General features: G+C 71.2%; 19 protein-coding genes and 1 pseudogene. 11 read left to right on the top strand and 9 right to left on the bottom strand.

Annotation, left to right across the window (positions count from 1 at the left end; translation table 11 throughout):
- The first annotated feature begins 39 nt into the window (after window positions 1-39).
- A complete protein-coding gene (locus AB0K21_RS25515; RefSeq protein WP_343961543.1) occupies window positions 40-549 on the top strand; it encodes a VOC family protein in 510 nt (169 codons plus the stop codon).
- Between the two features lie 176 nt (window positions 550-725).
- On the opposite strand, the gene AB0K21_RS25510 is transcribed toward AB0K21_RS25515, so the two are convergent.
- The gene (locus AB0K21_RS25510) at window positions 726-1,688 is read right to left on the bottom strand and encodes an asparaginase (protein ID WP_364153982.1); all 963 of its coding nucleotides are present in this window, start codon (window positions 1,686-1,688) and stop codon (window positions 726-728) included.
- A 302-nt stretch (window positions 1,689-1,990) separates the two neighbouring features.
- Between AB0K21_RS25510 and AB0K21_RS25505 the strand changes: the two genes are divergently transcribed.
- From AB0K21_RS25505 to AB0K21_RS25480, 6 genes and pseudogenes are all read left to right on the top strand, one after another.
- Complete coding sequence (locus AB0K21_RS25505) at window positions 1,991-3,229, top strand: histidine kinase (protein ID WP_364153790.1); 1,239 nt, start codon at window positions 1,991-1,993, stop codon at window positions 3,227-3,229.
- Window positions 3,220-3,861: a response regulator transcription factor gene (locus tag AB0K21_RS25500; protein WP_364153787.1), complete on the top strand. Its 642-nt coding sequence runs from the start codon at window positions 3,220-3,222 to the stop codon at window positions 3,859-3,861. Before AB0K21_RS25505 ends, AB0K21_RS25500 begins: the two co-directional genes overlap by 10 nt.
- 6 nt (window positions 3,862-3,867) lie before the next feature.
- Window positions 3,868-4,656, top strand: coding sequence for a hypothetical protein (locus tag AB0K21_RS25495; protein ID WP_364153784.1), 789 nt, complete (start codon window positions 3,868-3,870; stop codon window positions 4,654-4,656).
- Between the two features lie 99 nt (window positions 4,657-4,755).
- A complete protein-coding gene (locus tag AB0K21_RS25490) occupies window positions 4,756-5,385 on the top strand; it encodes a TetR/AcrR family transcriptional regulator (protein ID WP_343961534.1) in 630 nt (209 codons plus the stop codon).
- Between the two features lie 205 nt (window positions 5,386-5,590).
- Window positions 5,591-6,985: pseudogene (locus tag AB0K21_RS25485) on the top strand (GH1 family beta-glucosidase); the annotation flags it as partial.
- The gene (locus AB0K21_RS25480) at window positions 6,965-7,993 is read left to right on the top strand and encodes a LacI family DNA-binding transcriptional regulator (protein ID WP_364153979.1); all 1,029 of its coding nucleotides are present in this window, start codon (window positions 6,965-6,967) and stop codon (window positions 7,991-7,993) included. The pseudogene AB0K21_RS25485 and the gene AB0K21_RS25480, both read left to right, overlap by 21 nt.
- A 21-nt stretch (window positions 7,994-8,014) precedes the next feature.
- Here the strand turns inward: AB0K21_RS25480 and AB0K21_RS25475 are convergent, their stop codons facing one another.
- Both AB0K21_RS25475 and AB0K21_RS25470 read right to left on the bottom strand, forming a co-directional pair.
- The gene (locus tag AB0K21_RS25475; RefSeq protein WP_364153780.1) at window positions 8,015-11,770 is read right to left on the bottom strand and encodes a hypothetical protein; all 3,756 of its coding nucleotides are present in this window, start codon (window positions 11,768-11,770) and stop codon (window positions 8,015-8,017) included.
- Between the two features lie 702 nt (window positions 11,771-12,472).
- A complete protein-coding gene (locus tag AB0K21_RS25470; RefSeq protein WP_364153777.1) occupies window positions 12,473-13,009 on the bottom strand; it encodes a hypothetical protein in 537 nt (178 codons plus the stop codon).
- A gap of 361 nt (window positions 13,010-13,370) precedes the next feature.
- Here AB0K21_RS25470 and AB0K21_RS25465 point away from each other — a divergent pair, with 361 nt between their 5' ends.
- The gene (locus tag AB0K21_RS25465) at window positions 13,371-13,898 is read left to right on the top strand and encodes a signal peptidase II (RefSeq protein ID WP_364153774.1); all 528 of its coding nucleotides are present in this window, start codon (window positions 13,371-13,373) and stop codon (window positions 13,896-13,898) included.
- Window positions 13,899-13,934: 36 nt separating this feature from the next.
- Here AB0K21_RS25465 and AB0K21_RS25460 read toward each other — a convergent pair whose 3' ends face one another.
- The gene (locus tag AB0K21_RS25460; RefSeq protein WP_364153771.1) at window positions 13,935-14,387 is read right to left on the bottom strand and encodes a hypothetical protein; all 453 of its coding nucleotides are present in this window, start codon (window positions 14,385-14,387) and stop codon (window positions 13,935-13,937) included.
- Window positions 14,388-14,693: 306 nt separating this feature from the next.
- Window positions 14,694-15,149 carry a hypothetical protein gene (locus AB0K21_RS25455; RefSeq protein WP_343961524.1) on the bottom strand — a complete coding sequence of 152 codons (456 nt, stop codon included), beginning with the start codon at window positions 15,147-15,149 and terminating at the stop codon, window positions 14,694-14,696.
- A gap of 261 nt (window positions 15,150-15,410) precedes the next feature.
- On the opposite strand from AB0K21_RS25455, the gene AB0K21_RS25450 reads away from it, so the two are divergent.
- Together AB0K21_RS25450 and AB0K21_RS25445 are read left to right on the top strand one after the other, a co-directional pair.
- Window positions 15,411-16,049: an HNH endonuclease family protein gene (locus AB0K21_RS25450; protein WP_343961522.1), complete on the top strand. Its 639-nt coding sequence runs from the start codon at window positions 15,411-15,413 to the stop codon at window positions 16,047-16,049.
- A 44-nt stretch (window positions 16,050-16,093) separates the two neighbouring features.
- The gene (locus tag AB0K21_RS25445) at window positions 16,094-16,318 is read left to right on the top strand and encodes a hypothetical protein (protein WP_364153767.1); all 225 of its coding nucleotides are present in this window, start codon (window positions 16,094-16,096) and stop codon (window positions 16,316-16,318) included.
- A gap of 79 nt (window positions 16,319-16,397) precedes the next feature.
- On the opposite strand, the gene AB0K21_RS25440 is transcribed toward AB0K21_RS25445, so the two are convergent.
- Entirely contained in the window at window positions 16,398-17,003 is a 606-nt protein-coding gene (locus AB0K21_RS25440) for a TetR/AcrR family transcriptional regulator (protein ID WP_343961517.1), read from the bottom strand.
- A gap of 60 nt (window positions 17,004-17,063) precedes the next feature.
- Here AB0K21_RS25440 and AB0K21_RS25435 point away from each other — a divergent pair, with 60 nt between their 5' ends.
- Window positions 17,064-17,480 carry a VOC family protein gene (locus tag AB0K21_RS25435; protein ID WP_364153764.1) on the top strand — a complete coding sequence of 139 codons (417 nt, stop codon included), beginning with the start codon at window positions 17,064-17,066 and terminating at the stop codon, window positions 17,478-17,480.
- A gap of 6 nt (window positions 17,481-17,486) precedes the next feature.
- Here AB0K21_RS25435 and AB0K21_RS25430 read toward each other — a convergent pair whose 3' ends face one another.
- The 3 genes from AB0K21_RS25430 to ureG form a co-directional block, all read right to left on the bottom strand.
- Window positions 17,487-18,596, bottom strand: a complete 1,110-nt coding sequence (locus AB0K21_RS25430) for an acyltransferase family protein (protein ID WP_364153761.1) — start codon at window positions 18,594-18,596, stop codon at window positions 17,487-17,489.
- 95 nt (window positions 18,597-18,691) lie between these two features.
- Window positions 18,692-19,636, bottom strand: coding sequence for an urease accessory protein UreD (locus AB0K21_RS25425; RefSeq protein ID WP_343961513.1), 945 nt, complete (start codon window positions 19,634-19,636; stop codon window positions 18,692-18,694).
- Window positions 19,618-20,253 carry an urease accessory protein UreG gene (gene ureG / locus AB0K21_RS25420; protein WP_364153757.1) on the bottom strand — a complete coding sequence of 212 codons (636 nt, stop codon included), beginning with the start codon at window positions 20,251-20,253 and terminating at the stop codon, window positions 19,618-19,620. The genes AB0K21_RS25425 and ureG overlap by 19 nt, the downstream gene beginning before the upstream one ends.
- Window positions 20,254-20,260 lie beyond the last annotated feature (7 nt).

Genomic DNA, 20,260 nt, shown 5'->3' with positions numbered 1-20,260 from the left:
GGGGTAATCTACTTGAGAGTTCAAGTTTCAGGAGGAACTATGCCGGTCCAGCGGCTCAACCACGCCGTTCTCTTCGTGCGCGACGTCGAGCGCAGCGTCGCCTTCTACCGGGAGGCGCTCGGTTTCAGGGTGGTCATGGGCATGCCGGGCGCCGCGTTCCTGCAGGCCTCCGGGTCCAGCAACGACCACGACCTCGGCCTCTTCGAGCTCGGCGCGCAGGCGGGCCCCTCGGGAGCCGGGCGCTCGACCGTCGGCCTCTACCACCTGGCCTGGGAGGTCGACACCCTGGCCGAGCTGGAGCGGATCGCCGTCAAGCTCGGCGAGCTCAACGCCCTCGTCGGCGCCTCCGACCACTCCACCACCAAGGCCCTTTACGCCAAGGACCCCGACGGGCTGGAGTTCGAGGTCTCCTGGCTGGTCCCCGCCGACCTGCTCACCTCGGAGACGCTGAGCGGGCGCAGCAGCATCAAACCTCTCGACATCGCCAGGGAGAAGGAGCGCTACGGCGCCGACACCCGCGGCGGTCTCGGCGTCTCGATCCCCGTCTGACCACCTCGGGTGGCTGGGCCGTCCAGCACGCGCGACCCGCGCGGGGGAAAGGAAGGTGACCCGGCGGAGGCCTCCCCAGCCCTCCGCCGGATCACGGTCTCCCCGGACCTGCCCACCCGATTCGGGGATACTCCCTTTTTTACGATTTTCAGCCGCCCATAATTTCCTCGCGGGTGTCAGAGCCTGCCGAACCAGTCGCGTACGGCGTCGATTCCGCCGGTCCCGAGGGCGACCATCAGCGCGCACCGGGCCTTCGAGGGCGCCAGGCCGCGGGCCCCGATCGCCCCGACTCGGGCGGCGAGCCCCGTACCGAGACGCATCTCGTCAAGCGGGACCGCACCGGTACGGCACCTCGACGCGACGACCACGGGGATCCCCCACTCCGTCAGCTCGGCGATCGCCGTGAAGAGCCCGACCGGCACGTTGCCCAGGCCTGTCCCCTCCAGCACGACGCCCTGCGCTCCGGCGTCCACCACGGCGGTGAGCAGCACGGGCTCGATCCCCGGATAGGTCTTGATCAGCGCGACGTCCGACGCCGGGTCCCCACCGAAGGCGGGCGGCCGGCGCGGTGGGGCGGACAGCGTCTCGACCCGGCCACCGGTCAGGAGGCCCAGCACGGGGAAGGGCGCCGACGAGAACCCCGCGACGCTGACGGCGTCGACCTTGGTGACCCAGCGGGCCGCGTGGATCTCGTCGTTCACGCACACGACGGCCCCGGCGCCCCGCAACGCGTCGTCGGCCGCGGCCGCGAGCGCGGAGGCGAGGTTGCGCGGGCCGTCGGGAGAGAGCTCGTCCAGGGAGCGGACGGCACCGGTCAGCACGATGGCGCCCTGCTCGGCCGCCCGGCCGGCGAGCAGATCCACCAGGTACGCGGTCTCCTCCAGCGTGTCGGTGCCGTGAGTGATCACGACACCGTCGAATCCGCGGTCCAGGATGGCCGAGCGCGCCCTGCGGGCCAGCTCCAGCATGGTCGTGGGGGACATGTCCCAGCTGGGTTCCGCCATCACGTCCTCGGCCAGCACGTCCGCCGCGATCGTGCCGGGCGGGAGCGCGCTCAGGAGTTCGGCCCCCGAGGCGACGCCCGGACGGACGGCATCGTAGGAGTGGGCGATGGTGTCACCGGTCGCCAGCAGCAGCACACGCTTCAAGGACGGAATCCCTTCGACGGGCCATGTTCGATCACCTCTATTTATAACCCACAGATACCCCCTTTAGGGTTATGTTCGGGCGGCGCGGTCCAGAGCGAACGGCGTACCGGACGGGGAACCCGGGCGGGCTCCCGCGATGTCAGGAGGTCCGGGCGGGGAAATCCCGGTAGCACGTGATGAAATCGGGCTGCCGAGAGCACGCCGGCCCTGCCGGGAATGGTGGGGTAAACCCCACCTTTTTCCGGGATACCTCGCCCATGTGCCCTGACCGCCGCGGTCCCTACGGTGGTCCCATGAGCAGCATCGAGGCGACCACCCCCTGGTCGAGGATCAGCGCCCACTGGTCGGCCCGGACCTGGCTCCGCACCGCGCACCTGGTCACGGGCCTGCCGATCGCCCTGCTGGGCGCGGCGGTGATCGTGGGGCTGACCGTGGCGTCGGTGCTGTTCGTATGGACCGTGGTGGTCCCGGTGGTCGCGCTGCTGCTGTTCTTCTGGATCGTCCGGCTGCTCACCCGGGTGCAGCGATCCCGGTTCGCCGCCTTCCTCGACGTCGACATCCCCCCGGTCCCGCGCCGCCCGCTGAGCAGGAACCCCTTCGGGCGGCTGCTCCAGGAGGCCAGGACGCGGAGCACCTGGCGCCGGCTCTCGTACCACCTGCTGGCTCCGCTGATCAGCGGTGTCGGCGCCGCCTCGGTCGTCGGGGCGTGGGCGGGCGGCCTGGTCACCGCCGCGCTCGCGACGCGGAGCTGGGCGATGGGGGAGACCTGGCAGAGCACGGTGTTCGTCCTCGTCTCGGGGACGCTGCTCGTCTCCGGGCCGTGGGTGGCCCGCGGATTCGCGGTGCTGGACGTGATCGCCGCCGAGGCCCTGCTCGGGCCCAGCCTCAGCGACCAGCTGGTGCTGCGGGTCGAGACGCTGCGGGAGAGCCGGGCCGGGGTGGTCGACGCCGCGGACGCCGAGCGCCGCCGCATCGAACGGGACCTGCACGACGGCACCCAGCAGCGGCTGGTGTCGCTGGCGATGAACCTGGGCATGGCCCGCGCGACCCTCACCGACCTGCCCGAACCGGCCCGCGAGGTGATCGTGCAGGCGCACGAGGAGGCCAAGCAGGCGCTGAAGGAACTGCGCGACCTCGTCCGGGGACTGCACCCGGCCGTGCTCAACGACCAGGGCCTGGACGCGGCACTGTCCGGCCTCGCCGCGCGTGCCCCTTTCCCCGTGCGGCTGGACGTCGACATCTCCGAGCGGGTCTCCGCCACGGTCGAGGCGGTGGCGTTCTTCGTCGTCTCCGAGGCACTGACCAACATCACCAAGCACGCGCGGGCGTCCGGCGCCGAGGTCACGGTGGAGCGTCGCGGCGACCGGCTGTACCTGGCCGTCCACGACGACGGCCAGGGCGGCGCGGACCCCGACCTGGGCACGGGGCTGCGCGGCCTGGCCCACCGGGTCGGCTCCGTGGACGGCATCCTGTACGTCGACAGCCCGTCGGGCGGGCCGACGACGATCAGAGTGGAGCTACCGTGCGCGTAGTGCTCGCCGAGGACTCCGTACTGCTGCGAGAGGGGCTCATCCGCCTGCTCGGCTCGGCGGGCATCGAGGTCGTGGCCGCCGTCTCCGACGCCGAGGGGCTGCTGCGCGCCGTGGACGAACACGTTCCCGATCTCGTCGTCACCGACGTGCGGATGCCGCCCACGCACACCGACGAGGGCCTGCGCGCCGCGCTCGTACTCCGCCGCCAGCGGCCGACGCTCGCGATCCTGGTGCTCTCCCAGTACGTCGAGGAGCGCTACGCCACCCAGCTGCTGTCCACCGCGACCAGCGGGATCGGCTACCTGCTCAAGGATCGGGTGGCCGACGTCGAGGAGTTCCTCGACGCGCTGCGCCGGATCGCCGCCGGAGGCACCGCACTGGACCCCGAGGTGGTCGCCCAGCTCCTGCTGCGCAGGCACAGCGACCCGCTGGACCGGCTGACCCGCAGGGAGCACGAGGTGCTCTCGCTGATCGCGGAGGGCCGGTCCAACACCGGGATCGCCGAGGCCCTGGTGGTCTCGGAGAGCGCGGTCGGAAAGCACATCAACAACATCTTCACCAAGCTCGACCTCTCCGGCGCCGACAAGGACCACCGCCGGGTACTCGCCGTCCTGCAATTCCTGAAGGTTTGAGAGAACATGCCGATACGGAGCAACACCAGAAAAGCCTGGATCGTCGTGGGCGGTGCGCTCACCGCGCTCACCGTGGGCATCACCTCCATCGCGGCGTGGAGCGAGGTCACCCAGGCCCGCCGGGTCGCCGAGACCACGCTGCGGTCCCACGCGCTCACCTCCCCGGGGATCGCCGTGGAGACCACCGGTCACGTCAACGTCTCGGTCGTCGGTGGCGCCGATCGGCGGCTGGACCTGGAGCGGACGCTCCAGTGGACCCTGGACCGGCCCGTGGTCACCGAGGACTGGGACGGGCGGACGCTCACGATCGGCGTCCGCTGCCCCGGCGGTGACCGTCCAGACGGCCCGAACTGCCGGGCCGACTACACCCTGATCCTGCCCATGACCACCGACGTCGAGGTGACGAGCCGCTTCGGGACCGTGTCGGTCGGCGGCGTCCAGGGCGACCTGCGCCTCTCGACCGCCGCCGGCGACGTGGTCGTGGACGACTCACAGGGCGCGCTGCGGGTGCGGGCGGAGATGGGAAACGTGAGCGGCACCGGCCTGCGGTCCGCCGGGACCGACGTCGAGACCGGCGCGGGGAACGTCGATCTGGGATTCGCGGCCCCGCCCGGCGACGTCAGGGCCGTGGTGCGGACGGCCGGGGACGTGGAGGTCAGGGTGCCGGACGAGGACGGTTACGACGTGCGGGCCGGCGACGGGAACGCGATCATCCAGGTGCGGCGCGACTCCGCCGCCCCTCGGCGGATCACCGCCGTGACCGCGGCGGGCGAGCTCCGCGTCCTCCCCTCATGATCCGTTCCCTCGCCGACGACGTATTGCGCACACAGGTTTGACCGGGTCGAAACCAGTACGTGGCCCTCTTCACCCGCCTGCGGGACTTGAATGGGAATCATGCTTCCCTCCGACGACCCGCGGGGCCAGGCGGTCATCGACATCGCGTCGCGGCTCTTCGCCGCGTTCGGCTACGACGGCACGTCGCTGCACGACATCGCGGAGGCCTCGGGGGAGGACATGGCGTGGTTACAGCAGCGGTTCGGTGACAAACGTGAGCTCTACCTGACCGTCGTCGATCACGGCAGCCGGATGGAGCGCGGCATCGTGGCGGATGTGCTCGGCGCGCTCCCCGCCGCCGACCCCGAGGAGGCCCGCGCCGTCGTGTACCGGCTCTCGACGCGCCTTCTGGAGTTCTTCCTCGCCAGCCCGCAGGTCCCCTCGCTGTGGGCACACCGCTGGCTCGGCGACGCCGCCGACATCCCCGGACTTGAGGAGACCTACCGGGACCCCGTCATCAACCTCATCTGCGACGCGTTGCGCCCCGCCGTGGAGGCCGGCCTGATCGACGACCGGGTGAACCTGGAACTGACGGTGCAGACGCTGATCTGGAGCGTGTACGGGTTCATGCACGGCGAGATCAACGCCGATGGGCACGGCCCCGCCTCCACCGACCCGCAGGCGCTGCAGCCCTTCCTCGCCCATCTCCGGCAGCTGGTCGACCGCATGCTGACTCCGCGCGGCGCCTGAGGACGTGCGCCGGAAGGTCTCCGACGGTTCCGGAGGGCCGGGCGGCATGCCCTCGTTGTCGCCGTTCATGGACGCGGGAGTGGTCCTCTCGACGCCGACCCCCGGCCATGCCCAGAATGTCGGTGAGGTGTTTCCGTCGGCCAGGACGTTCCTCGCGTCCCGACGACCGCAAGAACCAACGGGGGTTTGTCAAAGGATGACCGCGATGACCGTCTCAGCTCGGGGTGAGACCCTGGCCTTTCCCGGTGGCTTCGTCTGGGGTGCGGCCACCGCCGCGTACCAGATCGAGGGCGCCGCGCGGGACGACGGGCGCGGCCCGTCGATCTGGGACACCTTCTCCCACACGCCCGGCAGGACCGCCGGCGGCCACACCGGCGACGAGGCCTGCGATCACTACCACCGCTACGCCGGCGACGTCCGGATGATGGCCGAGCTGGGCCTCGGGGCGTACCGGTTCTCGGTGGCCTGGCCCCGGATCCAGCCGTCGGGATCGGGACCCGCCAACGCCGCCGGGCTCGACTTCTACGACCGGCTGGTGGACGAACTGCTGGCGGCCGACATCGCGCCGTACGTGACGCTCTACCACTGGGATCTCCCCCAGGCGCTGGAGGACCTCGGCGGGTGGACCAACCGCGACACGGCCTACCGCTTCGCCGACTACACGCGGGCCGTGCACGACCGGCTCGGCGACCGCGTCGGGACGTGGATGACGATCAACGAACCGTGGGTGGCCGCGGTGCTGGGGTACGGCATCGGCGTGCACGCGCCGGGCCGTGCGTCGGCGGCGGAGGCCTTCCGCGCCTCCCACCATCTCCTGCTCGCCCACGGACTGGGTGCCCGGGTGCTGCGCGAGGCGGGCGCCCGGGAGATCGCGCTCACCCTGAACCTCGCACCGGTGATCACGCCCGGCCAGGTGAGCGACCCGGACCTCGTGCCGTCCGCCGAGGACGCCGAGGCGGTGAACCGGGTCGACTGCCTCATCAACCGGCAGTTCCTCGACCCCGCCCTGCGCGGGAGCTATCCGGAACCGGTACTCGCGATCATGGGCCGCGTGGGCGGGCTCGGCCACATCCGCGACGGCGACCTCGAAGCGATCAACCAGCCCGTCGACCTGCTCGGGATCAACTACTACACGCCCTGCGTGGTGCGATCGGAGCCCGGCGAGCCTTCCAACGCCGCCTACCCCGGCACCGAGGACATCCTGTTCAGCGGCGCCCACGCCCCGACGACCGCGATGGGCTGGGCGATCGTGCCGACCGGGCTCTCCCAGCTGCTCACCCGGCTCTCGCGCGACTACCCCGAGGTCGGCCTGCTGGTCACCGAGAACGGCGCCGCGTTCGACGACGTGGTGACGGGCGACCAGGTGCACGACACCGACAGGACCGCCTTCTTCGAGGGCCACCTGCGGGCCGCGCACGCCGCCATCGAGGCCGGTTCGGATCTGCGCGGCTTCCTGGTCTGGTCGCTGCTGGACAACTTCGAGTGGGCCGAGGGGTACGACAAGCGCTTCGGGATCGTGCACGTCGACTTCGAGACGCAGCGGCGGCTGCCCAAGGACAGCGCGCTCTGGTACCGCGAGGTGATCCGGCACAACGGACTGCACCGCGAGCGTGTCCGGCGTCCCACGCTGGAGGCGGTCGCCGCCCGCGCCGGCGTGTCGAGGTCGACGGTCTCCCGGGTGATCAACGGTGAGGACACGGTCAGCGACGAGTTCCGCGCCATCGTCCTGAACGCGGTCAACGAGCTGGGCTACGTGCCCAACTCGGCGGCCCGCTCCCTGGTGACCAGGCGCACCGACTCGATCGCGCTGGTCGTCTCCGACTCCCCGTCCGAGGCGCACGCCGACGACCCGCTGTTCTCCGCGATCGTCCGCTCGGCCACCCGGTATCTGGAGGAGGCGGGCAAGCGGGTCACCCTCATGCTCGCCGACTCGGCCGAAGGCCGGCTCCGAGTCGAGCGGTACGCCGCCTCGGGGCACCTGGACGGGGTGGTGCTCAACTCGACGCTGAGCTCCGACCCGCTGCCCGCCGCGCTGGCCCGTACCGGCATCCCCGTCGTGTCGCTCGGCAGGCCCGCGGTGTCGGTGCCCTCCTCGTACGCCGACATCGACAACGCCGGCGGCGCCGCCTCCGCGGTCAGGCACCTGCTCGCCCGGGGACGGCGGCGGATCGCCGCGATCGCCGGTCCCCCGGACACGATCGCCGCGCAGGACCGGCTCAGGGGATACCGCGAGGCACTGCGCGACACCGGGCACCGGTCGATCATCGCCGTCGGCGACCTGACCCTCGCCTCGGGCGCGGACGCGATGCGCCAGCTGCTGCGGGACGACCCGGCGCTCGACGCGGTCTTCGTGGCCGGCGACCTGATGGCGATCGGCGCCCTGCGGGTGCTGAGCGAGTCGGGGCGACGGGTGCCCGACGACGTCGCGATCGCGGGGTTCGACGACATCGAGGCCGCCTCCCACACCGTCCCCGCGCTCACCACGGTACGCGCGCCCAGGACGGACCAGGCACGGGCGGCGGTGCGCCTGCTCCTGCGCCAGATCGACGGAGGCCCCGCCTCGTCGGCGATCCTGCCCACCGAGCTGGTCATCCGGGAGTCCACCTGACACACCGGCCGCGAGCCCCGGTCAGCGGAAGGTCTGCAGGTACGCCTTGCGTTCGTCCGGGGTCGGTTCGCGGACGGTGCGGTCACGGGCGAGCCTGAGCACCTCCTCCATCGGGCCGCACACGTCGCACCGCCAGACCCGCACCGTGGCGTCGCCGTGTGCGGTGACGAGGTCACGGCTGTCCCGGGCGAACTCCACGCTCTCGACGGAGGCGCCGTAACCATGGAAGACCACCGGCTCGCCCACACCCGCGGCCGCCCAGATCCTGACCGTGTTGTCGTTGCCGCTGCTGGCCACCCACTGCCCGTCCGGGCTGAAGGACACGCTCCACACCAACCCCCGGTGGCCGCGGAGCACCACCGGCTCACCGCGTCCCGAGACGTCCCAGACCCGGACGGTACCGTCGCTGCCGCCGCTGGTCAGCCGCCGTCCGTCCGGGCTGAAGGACACCCCCCACACCATCCCCTGGTGGCCGCGGAGCACCACCGGCTCACCGTGCCCCGAGACGTCCCAGACCCGGACCGTGCCGTCCTCACCCGCGCTCGCGACCCGCCGCCCGTCGGGGCCGAAGGCGACCTGCCTGACCAACCCCCGATGGCCGCGGAGCACGAGCGGCTCTCCACGTCCCGAGAGGTCCCAGACCCGGACCGTGCCGTCGCTGCCGCCGCTGACCAGCCGCCACCCGTCCGGACTGAACGCGGCGTTCCACACCGTCTCCAGGTGACCGCGGAGCGCGATCGGCTCACCGCGTCCGGAGGCGTCCCAGACCCGGACCACGCCGTCCCGCGTGGCGCTCGCCACCCGCCGCCCGTCCGGGCTGAAGGAGACGCCGAGCATCTCCCCGCCACCGGGACTCAGCACCACCGTACTGCCCTTGCCGGTGACATCCCCGATGCGGACCGTCCCGTCACTGCCGGCGTCGGCCACCCGCCGCCCATCCGGGCTGAGCGCCGCGTCCCATACCTCTCCGGTGTGACCACGCATGATGACGGCGTCGCCCACCGCCGTCACGTCCCAGAGCCGCACGGTGCCGTCATCGCTCGCGCTGGCCAGTATCCGGCCGTCGGGGCTGAAGTCGGCACCCCACACGGTCCCCCGGTGACCGCTCAGCAGCAGTGGGGCGATGGTGTCGCCCGCGCTCCAGACGTTGACCGTGCCGTCGTTGCCCACGCTGGCGATCCTGCGCCCGTCGCGGCTGAACGCCACCCCCTCCACGGTGCCGTCGTGCCCGCGCAGCACCATGGAGGAACCGTCGCCCGGTATGTCCCACAGCCGCGCGGTGCCGTCGGTGCTCGCGCTCACCAGGCGCCGGCCGTCCGGGCTGAACGCCACGTTCTCCACCGAGTTCTCGTGCCCTCGCAGCACGGTGGGCCGTGCCTCGCCCTCCGGGTCCCAGAGCCGCACCGTACCGTCGCCGCCCCCGGTGGCCAGGTGCCGCCCGTCCGGGCTGAACGCCACCCCCAGGGCCCGCCCCCTGTGTCCGCGGAGCACGGCCGAGGGGGCCTCGGCACCGGCCCATCCGCCGTCTACCGCCTTCCACACCCGTACCGTGCCGTCGTCGCCGGCACTGGCCAGGCGCCGCCCGTCCGGGCTGAAGGACACGTTCCAGACCTCTCCCGTGTGCCCCCGGAGAACCGCGGGCCGGTCACCACCGGTCAGATCCCACACCCGTACGGTGCCGTCGACGCCGGCGGTGGCCAGGTAGCGCCCGTCGGGGCTGAACACCGGGCTCCACGCCTGGCCTTCGTGCCCCCGCAGCACGACCGGGTCCCCCACCGGCAGACCCCGCCCGGTCGTCCGCCACACCCGTACGGTCCCGTCACCGCTGCTCGTGGCCAGCAGGCGCCCGTCCGGGGAGAAGGCGACACCGCAGACCTTGCCCCCGTCGACGGGCAGGATGAGGCGCACCCGGGAGTCGACGACCGCCTGCCGCAGGATCGCGGCGGCCTCGGCGGTGGGGCTGACCTCGTATGCCCGCCGGGCCATCAGCAGGCTGAGCTGGGGGTCGAGCTGGAGCTGTCCCCGGGCGTCGGCGGCGAGCTGGCGGGAGTAGGCGAGATTCTGCTCGTACCTGGCCCGATCCGCCTGGACGAGGGCCATCACCGCCAGCGCGCAGACCACCATGCCGACCGCCGTCACGCTGATCAGCAGACGGCGGGCCCGTCGGCCGGCCGCCGCGCGCTCGCGGGCCTCGCGCGCCCGCGCGGCCTCCAGGAAGGCGCGCTCGGAGTCGTTGAGCCGGTCGAGCTCGCGACCGTCCCAGGCGGTCAGGCGTATCCCCCGGTAGAGCAGCTCGTCCGCACGCCCGTGCTGCTCCCACTCCGCCGCGGCCTCGGTGAGACGCCGGTGCAGGCGCACCAGCTCCCGATCCTCGGCGAGCCAGCCCCGCAGCCTGGGCCACGAGCGGATGACCGCCTCGTGCGCCACCTGGACGCTGTCCTCGTCGACGGTGAGCAGCCTGGCCTCGGTGAGCCTGGTCAGCACGGTCGCCACCGCCGTGCCGTTCGGTCCGGACAGCAGCTCGGCGGGAGCGACGCGGCGGCGAGTGTCCTCGGTACCCTCGCCCAGCGCGGTCAGACGCAGGAACACGTTCTTGACCAGAGGTCGCTCCCGGTCGCCGGCCTCGTCGTAGACCCGCTCGGCGCTCTGCGCGATCGCCCCCTGGATGCCACCGGCGGCGCGGTACCCGGCCAGTGTCATCGCGTCGCCTCTACGCCGCTTCCACGTCTCCAGCAGCGCGTGCGAGAGCAGCGGCAACGCCCCCGGCTCCCGGCGGCAGTCGCCGAGGATCGCCTCGACCAGCGCCCGGTCGACCTTGAGCCCGGCCCGGGCCGCCGGTCCCGTGACCACCTGCCGCAGATCCTCCTCGTCCATGGGGCCGATCAGCAGCTGCCGGTCGCGCAACGCGGCCACCAGCGGCGGGTACTCCGCGCACCGGGCGTAGAAGTCCGCACGGGCCCCCAGCACCACCCGCGCCCGGCCGTCGGTACCGTCCGCCGCGGTGAGCAGCCAGTCGAGAAAGGCCATCCGCTCCCGCTCGTCGCGGCAGAGCGTGAAGACCTCCTCGAACTGGTCGACCACTATCACGGCGCGTGCCGATTTCGGCCGTCCCTCAAGCAACTGGCCGATGTCGAGGCGGGCGCTCCCGTCCTCGGCCAGCAGCCCCGCGTGCAGCACCGAGGCACCGGTCCCCATCTCGTTCGCCATGGCGATCGCGAGCTCCTCCAGTGGATGCTCGCCCGGGGTCAGCAGCAGCGTCGGCCACGCCTTGCTCCCCCGCAGTGCCCCGTCCCACAGCGCCGGCAGCAGACCCGCCCGCAGCAGCGAGGACTTGCCGCTCCCCGACGGGCCGAAGACCGCCAGCAGCGAGGTGTCCTCCAGCCGCGCGCACAACTCACCGACCAGTTCCCGGCGCCCGAAGAACCGGTCGGCGTCACCGGGATCGAAGGTCACCAGCCCCAGGTACGGGGCGTCCGCGTCCTTGTCGGCCCGCTCCGCCGCGTCGGCCGAGGCGAACTCCGCGGCCAGCGTCCGCCACCGCTTCTCCCAGAGCTCGGCATCGCCGCCGCACGCCCCGACGTAGGCCAGGGTGACCGCGAGGGTGGGGAAGACCTCCCCACCGGCCGCCTCCGACAGTGCGGTCACCGAGTAGTGCGCACGCCGGGACAGCTCCCGGTAACTCGGCCGCCCGGCCTCGGTCCGCAACTGCCGCAGCTCTGACGCGAACCGCTGTAGCGGGCCCGCATCGGGATCGAGAGCCCTTTCCGGTCGCCCCATTCAGCCCCCGCCGACACCCGATCGTCGCTCGTCTTCTCCCGAAGATCGAATCTGGACAAGCGAGATGCAACCATGCCTGGCCCTACAGGTCCAGTGGATGGCGGGAATCCCTGGTGGGCACGACGGGACCGGCGCCCGTCGAAAACGACGTCGCCGATGGGCACCTCACCCCCGCACCGGCCCCTTGAGAAAACGGTGCGGGGGTTCTCGTGCCGCCGTTTCGGAATCGTTCTCATGCGATCCGGTGGCGAAGCGCCGGCTCCTCCGTTCCCCAGCGGAGGGCCGGCGGCCGGGCACCGCCCGAACCGACCTCGGCCTGCGGACCGATGTAGGCGGAGACGGGTTCCGGTGCTCGGGCGCGCCGCACGTCGTGCAGCCGCTTTCGCGGCGCTCGTGACGGGCGCGGTCAGGAAGGTACGCGGATGCGAACGGGGCTACATCTCTAACCTCGACACCGGGGAGAATGTCACATGGCGTCCCTTCGATCAGCGAACCGTCTCATCGACGGGCTTTACCCACTTGTTTAGCGGTTTCCGGTTTGTCCAGCACATGTCTCACGCACTGGACAAACAACCTCCCCGGCCGGGAGTGGGTGCGAAATCCGCGCGACGTACGAAGGGCCCATCATCGGTCCGGGCGGGACTCAGCCGTGCGCCCTCTTCCGCTCCGCGTAACGTGCGATCCGGATAGAGTCCGGCCGGCTCAGTCGTGCGCCTTCTTCCCGTCCGCGTCGACCGCGTACCAGTCGTCACCGAAACTGTTGAGATCCTGCCCGTTCGTCTCGCCGGCCTTGGTGTCCTTGATGAAGTAGTAGAGCGGGTGGCCGTTGTAGGTCACCTGAGCCGTGCCGTCATCTCGCTTGGTGGTGCCGAGCAGCTTCTCCTTGACGCCCTTGCCCGCTCTGGGCCTTCCATCCGTGAGGTACGGCGGCCACGCCTGCGCGCAGGGGCCGGAACACGACGACTTCCCGCCCTTGTCCTTCTCGAAGAGATAGAGCGTGCGGTCCCCCTCACCGACCAGCACCTTTCCGATCTTCGTATCTCCCAGCCGGACCTCGGCCCTGGTCGCCGGCGAGGCCGAGGGTGAGGGCGAAGACGGGGTGGCGGTCCCGGGTGAGGTGGGTGACGCGTTGACCTGGCTCGCGACCATCGGCTCCGTCGTGCTCCCGTCCTCGGCGGCGCCGCACCCGGCCGCGAACACCCCGAACGCGAGCACGCCGGCATGAAGCAACTTCCTCATCTCCGACCCTCCAGGTAAGCGGTGTACTGCTGTTGCACAGCAGACACTCCGCGACCCCGGCCCGGGGCCACGACACGTACCGCTTGGCCATGCCTTTGCCCACCGGTCACCGGCCTGCCCAGCCGTTCGCGGACGATCTCACGTCACCGCCGGGGAGCGCCGTCGAACGGGCGTCAGACGGCACCGCGGTCCGGGTATGCCCGGTGTCCCCGTTCAACGCCTGTGCCCGGGAGCACTTCGACCGGTAACCTCACCGGCCAGACGTTGCCCGTCCCGCCCGCTTCTCAAGTCCTGCGACGCTCAGGGGGCAGGGCCGCTCTTTAAGATCGATACGAGGCGATTCCAGATTGTGGGGGTAAAGGTGCCGATCGGACGAGGTTCACAGACGGCGAAGGGAGAGCTACGGCTGTACGGGTGGATGCTCGCGCTGGCCGCGGTCGTCCTTCTCGCGGACCAGACGTCGAAGGTCTGGGCGGTCTCGGCGCTCTCGGACGGCGAGCGCGTCACGGTGATCCCACAGCTGATCGACCTGCGACTGCTGTACAACCCCGGTGCCGCGTTCTCGATCGGGGCGGAAGCGACGTGGGTGTTCGCGCTGGCGGCGGCCATCGCGGTCATCGGCATCCTGTATGTGGGGCGGCGGCTGCGCTCGCCGGCCTGGGCCGCCGTGCTGGGCGGGCTCCTGGGCGGCGCCACGTCCCACCTGCTCGATCGCCTCCTGCGTTCCCCCGGGTTCGGCCGGGGTCATGTCGTCGACTTCATCGACTACGGCGGCCTGTTCGTCGGCAACGTCGCCGACATCGCCCTCGTCGCAAGCTGCGCCCTGCTCATGCTGCTCAGCCTGCGTGACGTCCCCCTCGGGGGCGTGACCGACAAGGGACACGCCTGAGCCGCGCCCTCCCTCTTCCAGGTCTCCCAGGAGGCTCTAACCGGTTTGACGAAACTTCGGTCTGGCGAGGAACAGCGATATCGTCCCCGCGAGATAGAGAACACCGGCCGCGCTCGTCAGCCCGAAGGTCAGATGCGAGTATCCGCCCAGGAACTCACCGGCTCTGAAAATCGACAGGAAGCAGAAATACCAACAGAACAGTGTGTACGGGACGAGGCCCGCTCCCATGACGGCCCGCACCCCCTCGGTCCCGCCCCGCCGCCACGCCAGAGCCGCCAGGGTCAGCGTGATCATCCCGGCTACGGCACTGCCCCACAGGAAGTTCTCGACCTTGCTCAGCGCGAGCTCACCGTAGAGGCTCGGCCCATCGACGAGCCTCTCCTCCTCCCTCTCCAGCTCTCCTCTGACGACGAGACTGACTCCCGCGACCACCAGCTCGCACAGGGATGCCGTCAGCAGACATATGGCAGCGCGTCCCGGAACCCACATCCGCTTCTCCTCTCCTGGAGGACCAAGCGTGGCGAGAGCCGATTGTGAGGCACTTGCGGATCACTGCGTCAGCCTCCGGGACACCGAGTTCGACGCGGAACGTGGTCACCGCCTGGGGGATTTCAACGCCGCGGCCGGCCATCTCCTTCGCGGCCGAAAGCCGGGCGCACCACCGGGGTGCGCTGTTCGCGGGCACGTGCTCCCCAGTGCACGTCGGCGCCCGATAAAGCCCGACGGGGCCCGGTCGATCATCGACCGGGCCCCGTGCGCTGCCCCCGCACCCCGTGCGAGGAGACGCCCATCAGGTCAGAAGGCGTCGCCCCAGCGACCGCAGTCGTCGAACTTGTCGGTGCCCTCGCAGACCCGGATCTTGAAGTCGTCGAAGCCGCTGCTCTTCTTGAACCCGCCGAACCGGTCGATGTCACCGTGACCGAGGGTCTTGAAGACCTTGGTGTGCGAGCCGAAGCGGTCGTGCCACTTGAACCACACGTAGCTGTAGGAGCGGTCGCGGTCACGGTCGAACAGGTCGCCGTAGAACCAGTAGCGGCCACCTTCCTTGGTCCAGTAACCCTTGTAGTAGGACCGGTGCCCGAAGTCCTCGCCTCGGCCGAAGCCGGAGTAGTAGGGGCCGAAGAAGTGCTTGCTGAAGGTCTGGGCCTGCTGCGGGGCGGTCGAGGCCGTCGCCGCCGGGGCCACGGCCACGCCGGCCAGCAGTGAACCGGCCAGGGCCGCTCCGGCGAGAAGTGCGCGCTTCGTGCTCATGTTCATGCTCCCGTGAGTGCGGTGTGGAGACTTGTCGTTCGGACACCCCAGACGTTAGGAAGTTACGAAGAACCCTTCTGCGTACGAATCCACACTCATCCCGGAGAGTGCACTATTACGCATTCCCGCCCTTCCGCGGCGGCCGAGGAACCCGTGCCGGGGCCGAACCGAGTCATGATCACGTCATCGCTCCGGCAGGGATCTCCATGAGCGCGCGCTGGAGCGGCCGGGCGGCGGTATCGATCATTACGGTGCTGGCGCGTGAAGATCCTCATGCTGACGGGCGCCGCGGCGTCCGCCCTCGTCCTGTCCTTGCCCGCCATCGCCGCGACGGCACCGGCGGCTCTTCCCGAGCCGCCGTCCGTCACCGTCGCCCAAGCCGAACTCGACCAGTTGAAGACCGCGGAGCCGCGCCCGATGACCGGCTACTCCCGCGCCAGGTTCCCGCACTGGTCCGCTCAGGGCGGCGCCTGCAACACCCGCGAGAAGGTCCTCGCCAGGGAGGGCTCGCTCGTCTTCCAGGACGGCCGGTGCCGGCCCATCTCCGGCACCTGGAAGTCGGCCTACGACGGGAGGATGATCAGCTCCGCGAGCCAGGTCGACATCGACCACATGGTCCCGCTGGCCAACGCGTGGCGTTCCGGCGCCGACGTCTGGACCACCGAGAAGCGGGGCGAGTTCGCGAACGACCTGAAGAACTCCCAGCTCATCGCCGTCTCCGCCGCGTCGAACAGGAGCAAGGGCGACCAGGGCCCCGACCAGTGGCGCCCGCCGCTGGTGAGTTACTGGTGCACCTACGCGCGTGCCTGGACCGATGTGAAGTTCGACTACGGCCTCACCGTGACCGACGCCGAGCGGGCGGCCCTGCAGAGCATGCTCGACACCTGCGGCGCGGAATGAACGAGCGGTACCGGTCCGAGGTGACCGCCGGCCCCGGTGGGGTGATGACCGACGAGGTGGGAACCGTCACCGGAGACCTCACCGTGGTCACCGAGGTCGCCGGTGGTCAGGCCGCAGTCCGCGTGCAGTACACCGGCGCGGAGGAGTGGTACGTCGCCACGGGCAGCCCGCTCCCCGTCTCAGCGGGCAGGGGCGAGGGGATACACGAGGCGGTGGTGGCGATGATCCGGCACGGCGCCCCCGAGGGCGTCGCCCAGGCGACCGGCTGACACCGCCGTCGACGCCCCGCTCTCCGACCGGAGCGGGGCCTTCCCGCTCCGGACTCGGAGGTGAGCGTGCCCTGGCCGCCTACCGGTGGTCTCGCAGGGATTCGAGCAGGCGCGACAGCTCCTCGGTGACGGCCGGGAGGTCGCCGGGGTCCGTCGAGCGGGCCAGCCACAGGGCCGCCTCGTTCATCGCGCCGGACAGCAGGTGGGCCAACGGCTCCACGGGCCGGCGGGCGATGACTCCCGCCTCGATCAGTGTGACGAGCGCCTCGGTGAGGTGCCGCGCCGAGGACGCCTCGTCCATGGCCCGCCACTCGTTCCAGCCGAGCACCGCGGGGCCGTCGACGAGCATGATCCGCTGTACGTCGGGGTCGCGGCTCACCGCGAGGAAGGCCCCGCATCCCGCGACCAGCTGCTCCCACGGGTCGTCGTGCGCGTCCGCCGCCGCCGAGACCCGCTCGCCCACCTCCTGCTGCACCTGCTCGACGACCGCGTGGAAGAGGTCGGCCTTGCTGTCGAAGTGGTGGTAGAGGGCGCCCTTGGTCACGGCCGCCGCCCCGACGACCTGCGCCAGGCTCACCGCGGCGTACCCGTGCCGCGCGAACAGCGTCCTGGCCTCCGCCACCAGCGTCCGCCTGGTCTCCAGCCGTTGCCGTACGCGATCCATCGCGGCTCCCATCGTTGGCATACCGATGGTATGTTAACTCCACATACCATCGGTATGCCAATATGCGGAAAGGAGGGGGACGTGTCCCTCACCAGCTTCTATCCGGTCGTCTGCACCGATCGGATCGCCGAGTCCCGTGACTTCTACCGGCGGTTCTTCGGCTTCGAGACGGTGTTCGAGGCGGACTGGTACGTGAGCCTGCGACGCCCGGAGCCGCCTCACTACGAGCTGGCGCTCGTCGACCACGACCATCCGACCGTGCCGGAGAAGTACCGCTCGGCGGTGCGAGGGCTGATCCTCAACTTCGAGGTGGCCGACGTCGACGCCGAGCACGACAGGCTGGTACGACGGGCGGGGCTCCCGGTCGAGCTGACGCTGCGCACCGAGGAGTTCGGGCAGCGGCACTTCATCGTGGCCGCACCCGGCGGCGTGCTCATCGACGTGATCACCCCGACCGAGCCGTCCGCCGCCTACGCCGGACACTACGCCGCTCCGTGACCCGGTTCAGCCCCGGCCCAGCCGCCTGCCGAGGCGCTGGGCCGGGGCCTCGATCAGCCGGTGGGTCAGGTGGCAGAGCGGCAGCAGCGCGAGGAGGAAGAGCGGGAGGTTCGGGCTCACCCGCAGCAGCAGCGGGTGGAGCAGGTAGAGGGAGAAACTGATCACCCCGAGGTGGGCGAGCCACCGGGGGAACGACCTGTGCCGTAGCGCGAACGCGCCGCCGAAGAAGGCGACGGCCAGCAAAAGCGCGGGTGCCCAACCGGGATCGTCCTTGGCGAGGGCCCCGCAGGCCAGGACCGTCAGCACGGCGGCGATGGCGGCGGGCCATCGGATCGCGCCCTGCTCGGCACGGTGGACGGCCGTACCGGCGAACATCATGGCCAGCACGGTCAGGCCCTGCCAGGCGCCGATCCTGCTGCCCAGGATCACCAGCGCCAGCCCGAGCAGGCCGCCCGTCACCGCGGCGGCCGTGCGCGCCCCGCCGCGCGCGGTCGCCGACACCACGATGACCACGACGACCGCGACGCCGAGGAGCGCGGCGGCCAGGTCGGCGCGGCCACCGATGACCGGACGGGTCAGCAGGAGTCCGAGAGGTACCGCCGACACCGCCAGGACGATCGCGACCGCCGCCGACCGGTGTGCCTGCCGCACGGTGAACAGCCCGGCCGCCATCAGGTAGAACGCCATCTCGTAGGAGAGCGTCCACATCACGTCGATGACGGCCGGCACGCCGAGCAGTTCCTGCAGCATCGTCAGGTTCCCCAGGGCGACGAGCGGCGCGGGTCGGGTGCTCACGCCCGGATGGAGGGCGAGCGCACCGGCGTAGGCGAGCAGGAGCGCAAGACCGAGCGCGGCGAGCAACAGGGGCAGGAGGCGGAACGCCCGTCCGGTCCAGAAGACCCGCAGGTCGCCGCGCCGCTCCAGGGAGGCGGGGATGATGTAGCCGCTGACCAGGAAGAACACGAAGACGCCCCAGGTGCCGACGTCGATCCTGCGGTCCACCTCGGCCCAGAGGCCCGGGATGAAGGTCCACCCGGAGTGGTGCAGCGTGACGGCCAGCGCGGCGGGTCCCCGCAGGGCGTCCAGCCAGGCCAGCCGGGAGGGAGTCGGGGCCATTCGCCCGACTTTAAGCGATAGATGCTGGTCCTCGGGTCTCTCCGGCCCGCCGCGTCATCTCCGCCCCGGCCACCGAACGGCGATATACGCGAATGTCACTGCTTGCGGCGGTCCGGCGCGGGCACTCCGAGGAGCAGCTCGCGGACGGCGTTCCAGGTCAGCTGGAGTGCCGCCTCGACCTCGGGAGACCTGTCCCCGAGGATGCGGGCCCAGGCCCCCCGATCCCCGGGCAGGACGCTGGCCCCGGCCCGCAGCCCGGTGCCGGCGAGCACCGCGTGCATCGTGTCGGCCACGAGTCGCGCGGGCTGCGCGGCGGTGACGACGTACAGGGAGGACAGCAGCCCGAATCCGGCCATCACCGCGGGTCCGGTCACCGGCCGTTCCCCCGGCACCAGGCGGAGCGGGTCGGCGAAGAGCAGCCGTGCCGAGGTGTCACGCACCTCGACGTCGCTGCAGTAGGCCGTGTACGCGTGCCGCTCCCCCCGCGCCAGCCTGCCGGCCATCAGCGTCTCGCCCAGCACCACCGTCGCGTCCGCCGCGACGGTGACGCGGAGCCGCTGGTAGTACCGCGAGTCGGCGAACGGGATCACGGTGTCCGGCAGGTACTCCAGGTATCCGCCCGGTCCCGCGGTGAGGTTGACCAGCTGGGTGGCGTAGTCCTGTTCCATCCGGTAGAGCCGGGTGGCGGCCTGGGTGGTCAGGTGGACGGACGAGCCCTCGCCGCAGGAGACGTCGATGCGGTAGCGGTCGCCCTGGAGAACGCCGCCGCCGGACGACATGAACATGAGGTACGGCATGTCCGGGCGCTCGGGGTCGTAGTACAGCGGGCGGGCGATCTGCAGCGGTGTCTTCTGGTAGTGACCGGTCAGCTCGGTCCGCCCGCCGACCCGCTCGAACGCCAGGTGCAGGACCCCGACCTTGCCGGGGCTGCCGACCGGCAGCATGTCCAGGCCGGCGGCATGGCGCGCCACCGAGCCCGGCAGCCACCCCGGCTGGTAGCGCTCCGGAGCCAGATGGTCGATCACCGGCCCGGAACGCACATCGCCTCCATCCGCGCCTCGATGAAGTCGGCGACCTCGGCGACACCGGTGCCGGCCAGGCAGTCGGTCAGCACGACCGGTCCCGCCCCGCGCACCGTGTGCGCGTCCCTCTCCATCACCGACAGGTCGGTGCGCACGTACCGGGCGATGTCTATCTTGTTGATGACCAGCAGGTCGGAGTCCGTGGTGCCCGGACCGCGCTTGCGCGGCATCTTGTCGCCCGCGGCGGTGTCCAGGACGAAGATGTAGACGTCGGCGAGCACCGGGCTGAAGGTGAGCGTCAGGTTGTCGCCGCCGCTCTCGAACAGCAGCATGTCGATGTCGGAGAACCGGTCGAGCAGCTCGGCCGCCGCCGCCAGGTTCATGCTCGGATCGTCACGGACCGCGGTGTGCGGACAGGATCCCGTCTCGACCCCGACGATCCGCTCGGAGTCGAGCACCCCGGCCATCGTGCGGCGGACGTGTTCGGCGTCCTCCTGCGTGTAGATGTCGTTGGTGATCACGCCGGGGCTGTGCCCCCTGGCGATCAGAACGGGGACCAGCATCTCGATCAGGGCCGTCTTGCCGGACCCGACGGGCCCCCCGACACCGACCTTGAACACCTTCCGCGGTTCCATCTCGTGC

This window comes from Streptosporangium sp. NPDC049248, assembly GCF_040678965.1.
GTDB lineage: Bacteria > Actinomycetota > Actinomycetes > Streptosporangiales > Streptosporangiaceae > Streptosporangium > Streptosporangium fukuiense.
Note: the sequence above shows the minus strand (reverse complement) of the source record. Positions and strands in the feature narration are given on the sequence as shown.